This is a genomic window from Bradyrhizobium sp. MI1.7 (genome assembly GCF_055811795.1).
Window position 1 is genome coordinate 1 of the sequence record NZ_JBVVPO010000157.1, and the last position, 5,058, is coordinate 5,058.

General features: G+C 59.0%; 2 protein-coding genes and 4 pseudogenes. 3 read left to right on the forward strand and 3 right to left on the reverse strand.

All coding sequences use genetic code 11. The annotated features are described in order from the left end of the window. Positions 1-270 precede the first annotated feature (270 nt). A complete protein-coding gene (locus AC0L3X_RS46445; RefSeq protein ID WP_038946060.1) occupies positions 271-492 on the forward strand; it encodes a hypothetical protein in 222 nt (73 codons plus the stop codon). 116 nt (positions 493-608) lie between these two features. Here AC0L3X_RS46445 and AC0L3X_RS46450 read toward each other — a convergent pair. Beyond that, a pseudogene (locus tag AC0L3X_RS46450) lies at positions 609-821 on the reverse strand (SOS response-associated peptidase); the annotation flags it as partial. Between the two features lie 263 nt (positions 822-1,084). Between AC0L3X_RS46450 and AC0L3X_RS46455 the strand changes: the two are divergent. Further along, positions 1,085-1,271 (forward strand): annotated as a pseudogene (locus tag AC0L3X_RS46455) (hypothetical protein); the annotation flags it as partial. Between the two features lie 740 nt (positions 1,272-2,011). On the opposite strand, the pseudogene AC0L3X_RS46460 reads toward AC0L3X_RS46455, so the two are convergent. Continuing rightward, positions 2,012-2,276: pseudogene (locus AC0L3X_RS46460) on the reverse strand (hypothetical protein). Between the two features lie 674 nt (positions 2,277-2,950). Between AC0L3X_RS46460 and AC0L3X_RS46465 the strand changes: the two are divergent. After that, positions 2,951-3,705: pseudogene (locus AC0L3X_RS46465) on the forward strand (outer membrane protein). A gap of 89 nt (positions 3,706-3,794) precedes the next feature. Here the strand turns inward: AC0L3X_RS46465 and AC0L3X_RS46470 are convergent. Beyond that, positions 3,795-4,478, reverse strand: a complete 684-nt coding sequence (locus tag AC0L3X_RS46470; RefSeq protein ID WP_038945731.1) for a helix-turn-helix domain-containing protein — start codon at positions 4,476-4,478, stop codon at positions 3,795-3,797. Positions 4,479-5,058 lie beyond the last annotated feature (580 nt).

Consider the following 5,058-nt stretch of genomic DNA (forward strand, 5'->3'; position numbering starts at 1 on the left):
CTCGGGTTGAGGCGGCCGACGCCCCCGGAGAGGCCCGCCCCTCGATCCGATCTCGCACGAGCCGCATACGCTGGCGCTGAAGCGAAAATCCGCTGATTGGAGGCCTGCGGCGCTGTAGGTGCATCGATCTGCGACAACCAAACGACTGAACGGGTATGAAATCCGGACAATTCTTGATCTTCAGTGTGACCGCGGCCGTAAAGAGGCCAAACGGACCCAGCGTCCTTTGGCAGTCATCTCACTGTTGTCAGCGTCGGCTACACGACCGACATGAGCTACGATCCATCCACGATAGCCACATTGCGCCGCGCGTTGGACGAGGTGCTGCTTGACGCCCGTTTCCATCAGCGGAAGTCGGCTTCGGCGCTTGAAATTGCTGAACATCTTCTGGCGCGTGCGGCGGACGGAGAACGGGACCTAGAGCGCCTGAAATGCTCGGCTTTCAAGAAATTAATCGGCGATGCCGCGCGCTTGCCGAGCTGGACTGCGTAGCGATCTCAAGACTCTTGCGGGCAGCTCTTGGGGATCGGTAAGGTCGATCGACGGCAACTTTCACTTGACGGCCTTAGTTCTCCTTCGGCGCCACGCGCCACGATCCTCAGCGCGTCATCCGGCAGCGGACGTTGCTCGGAGAAGCTGTTAGCCGGGACAAGGCGGCGGTTCTCCGGCTTCAGGCAGCCTGGCCAGTGCGGTGACGGCATTGCGGATGTTGGTGACCGGTGGCCCGCCGAACTTTGGTGGCGGCGGCATGCCCCAGCGCATCATGGCCAGCTCGCGGCCGGTGTCAGTGTTGCCGGGTAACCCGGAAACACGACCGGCATCGGTGCGAGGTTGCCGGCATAGCGGTTGACGACGCGAAACAGCGCGATGATCGCGGCTTGGTTGGTTGTGATGCTGTAGAGGTTTCACGTGCGCTTTGCGGACTACCGCTTCTTAAAGTCCGTTAGCTTGCGCATGTAGTAACCCTGTCTCTGAACGGCGAGCTTAATGTCCTCGCTGACGCTCGCTACTTCTAGCGCAATGCCCACCCGGCGGTGAGGCAGAATTCTTTCAGCATGGGGCAAGCCAGTAATGGAGCAAGTTCATGAAAAAGATGCATCTAACAAAACTTGCAATTGCGGGCTCAACTGTCGCATGCGCGGCACTGTTCTCGTTTAGCTGGTCTGAACAACGCGGTGTCTCTATGTCAGTCGAGAGTGCCCAAGCACGGGTCGGTCGACCACTGACCCCAATGAGCGTTGCAGGTGTTGCTCGCCTGCAAGACCGACGGGCTGCGTACCGGTATGGAGCCGAGGTAGTCGGCGCTGGCGTCGCCGGCGCGGCCGCCGTCGGCGGCGCTGCTGCTGTGGCGGCTACATCTCCCAACTGGGGATGGGGAGGCGGCCCTTACTACACAGGCGGAGCTCGGGCAGCCAACGCCTACTATGCGGCGTCCACGGCCAGCTCCAGCAATGGCTGGTACATAACTCCTACCGGCATGGCCTGCACATCGGGGACTTTGGTCGCAGGCACCAACGGTTTGCCGTTCCGCTGCCCGTAAAACACACGCGAAAGCCGGTGAAGCGGGCATCGACTTCGGCGCGTCAGCATACCAGCGACGTTATGGCACCCTGATCTGCTGCAGACTAGCGGAATTGATCGCACGCCCGGCACACCGAGTCAGCAAGGAGACGACTAGGAGGCGGTCCAAACGGCTGCCTCCTGATCAAACTCTTTCTGATTCTGCACGCGGATTGATCTTTCCTTTCAAAGGGCACCAACGGAGGGTGACGGTGATCAGGTTATTGGCTGTCCATCGCGATATCGATGCAGGTGATGCCACGTGCGGCGATTCAACCAGACGGCTTCATCACGCATTGGAAAATAGATGACAGCAATTTGGTGGCCTGCTCCTGAAGCCGAGAAGTCCCTCGAAACGAAGACGCTCCATGGCCGAAAAGTTGTGTTGAATGCCACCGCGGGCCACGATGTTGGTTTATGCACCAAGGCTAGGGGCCCGCCGGCAAATCCTCTATCGACGCACTCCGACGCGATTAACGCCGCCATTGGCATTACCGCCGACGTTATGACGGACTGCAGCGCGCGCAACGGGCCGTGGCCGGAGGGCAACGCCAGCCCGGGCAACGCAACCCACCGGATAGTCGACGTACTGGCAATACACGATCGCGCGGGCCGGTGATGGAGCCAAGTGTGGCCCCTGCAAGTCCCAGAAGTGCGCTGGCAGCGATTCCTGTAACCGTCACTGACTTGATCGAAAGTCGCATCTTAGCCTTCATGATGTCCTCCTAAGGGTAGCAGAAGCCGCATTCCTACGGCTTACGATAGCGTGTGCCCGGACACATGAGCGACATTGACGTACATCAAGGGTGAACTGGGCTGTGCGTTAACTCCGTCGAACATCCTCCTTGTTCCCTACCGCCCGTCGCCTGGTTTACTGACAGCACCAACCGCTATCTTGATTCAGATCAACCAGCTTCATGATACCCGCACCAAAACAAGAAAACGACTGGGCTAGGGCAGTTAGTTGGTGCGTGCGATGACGCCGACTTGGTATGTCACCTTCGAGGTTCGTAAACGCGGCACGCTGCCGAAGCAGCGGAGCCCTCGGGAAACAAGGACCTTCGCTACGGACGCAGAGGCCAAGGCATTCGTTCGTGCAAAGCTCGACGAAGGTCTCGTTGTATTTGCGGGCACGATCAATCCGCACGTCCCCAGGCAACTCATTCCGTCGCCCCGCATCCAAGCTTGGCTTGTCGATGAACAATAGAACGCTGAGCGAGATCCAGGTCCCGACGCGGAATAAGCACGTTCCCGTGCACATACACCGCTCTCAAGTGTTGCCATTTTATTACGGGCTTAGGTCTCATCGCTTTAGACTTGTTGACGTCGGGCACTTCATAAGAGCTCGCGTTCTCTGAACGAAAGAGCTCTGAGCATGGGGATATGGACGATGAAAAGGCTTTCGATGACTCCGCTCAGTCTCGCAGCGCTGAGCATGACGGCGCCTGCCATGGCCGCCGATATGGCCGTCAAGGCGGCGCCGCCGGCACCGGTGGTGGCGATCTACAACTGGAGCGGATTCTACATTGGCGCCAACGGAGGCTGGGGGCAGAGCCATGGTTGCGTGGATTTCCTGACGCCCGCCGGGACAGTCGCAGGTGGTTGCGCTGATCGTTCGGGCGGCCTTGTTGGCGGGCAGATCGGGTACCGCTGGCAAACGAACCAGTCTGTGCTCGGCTTGGAGGCGCAGGGCGACTGGGCCGAGATCAAGAACACACGCGTCAGCTTGATCGATCCATTGATCTCAACCACAGGCAAGATTGATGGCATTGGGCTGTTCACGGCTCAATTCGGATGGGCATGGAAAGCGTCGCTGTTCTATGTGAAGGGTGGCGCTGCGGTGACGCGCAATCGCTTTGATGTCTTCAACAACCTCACCGGAGTCGGCCTGACTCCGCAGGTCACACGCGCTGGGGCGGTGCCCTCGGTGTCGGCTGGGAATACGGTTTCTCGCCGAATTGGTCGTTCGGCATCGAATACGACCATCTCTGGATGGGGCGTGACAACACGTCCTTCGCGGGCGTGGTCACGCCAGGGGGCATCACCCTTCTCGGCAACGGGGTCAGTCAGGATGTGGACATGGTCACACTTCGGTTGAACTATCGTTTCGGCGGTTATTCGGCACCGGTCACCGCTCGCTATTGAACCGTACTTCCGCGCAGATTAGAGGTCCCGGCATGGCACCGGGGCCGCTCAATTAGGAACGGCAAAGGGTCTTCGCTTCGACCCGGCTGTCAATTCTGACGATCGAAGCCGGCGAGTTGCTGCCGGTCCAACAGTACGATCTGGCGGTGGGTGGCACCGATGAAGCCGAGGATGCCAAGCTTGCGCAGATGCGATAACGCCCGCGAAACGGTTTCCAGCTTGAGTCCAAGGTAGTCCGCGATATCACGCCGTGACATTGGCAGTGCCAAAATGCCGGCGTCGGTGAGCCGCTCGTCCATCTCAAGGATGAAGGCCGCGACGCGCTCGATCGAAGTTTTGCGTCCAAGGAGCAGCATATGGTCTTCCGCATGCTTCAGATTGCTGGTGGTCATGCGGAGCAGATGCTTGGCCAGCGCGCCATCACTGCCGGAAATTACATCGAGATTCTGTCGCCGAATGAGGCGAACCGTCGTGTCCACGACGGCTTCTGCCGTAGAACGGTGCAGGCTTCCATTCTCCAGTCCGAAGATATCGCCGGAAACGTAAAAGGCGCCGATTTGCCGGCGGCCATCACGAAGCAGCTTGTAGCTTCGTACCGCGCCTGACTTGACCTGATAGACATAATCGGCGGGTTCCTTTTCGCCGTAGATCTTGTTGCACTTCCGATAGGTAAGTTGGCTCAGGCTGACGATCGGATTGGTTTCGGTCGGTATCCCCAGTTCGCAAAGGGAGTGCGGATGAGGCACCGACACTGAGGTGATATGCATCAGCATTGGACCCATTCCTTAATCTTGTGATGATGGGCCTGGTAACCGTGCAATTCCGGTGCCGGGTTAGGGGCGTGCATGGTGACAAGATTTTCAGGGATAGTGCATTCTCGGTATTGTCCTAAAGTTCATTGCACCAAAGAACAACAATGCCCGAATTTGGATCTGTTTGGTTGCGGCGCTGCGGCGCAGAAATCTGCCATCGGTCTGCAGCTTAAGACCGGCGCTACGGTGATTGTTGGTGGACGTGTTCAATTTGCTCCCCGACGCTTCCCCAATCCGAGAGCCTGAACACGCCGGTCGCGGCCGCCTGCGGAGTGGGCAGAACGCGGATCAACGGCGTCTGCGTTGCAAGGACGACGATCCGCCAAACCCGGCGTGCAGTGCGCAGGTGTCTCCGTTGGCAGGGAAATGTCTGTGCGATGTACGAATAGGAGCCGCGAGACTCGGCGTTTGGATCTTATCCGGACGCCGATCACCAGGTTCTGAAGCCGAACCAGCCGAACTGTCCTTGTCGTGCCGCCAGAAGCATCTGCGGCTGGACGTTTCGCCTCGGTCGAGCCGCAACATGCAACATCTTGCGTTG

What these genes read in the sequence shown, in the direction of transcription:
- AC0L3X_RS46445 (WP_038946060.1), top strand. Translation starts at nt 271, where the DNA reads ATGAGCTACGATCCATCCACGATAGCCACATTGCGCCGCGCGTTGGAC.
- AC0L3X_RS46470 (WP_038945731.1), bottom strand. Translation starts at nt 4,478, where the DNA reads ATGCTGATGCATATCACCTCAGTGTCGGTGCCTCATCCGCACTCCCTT.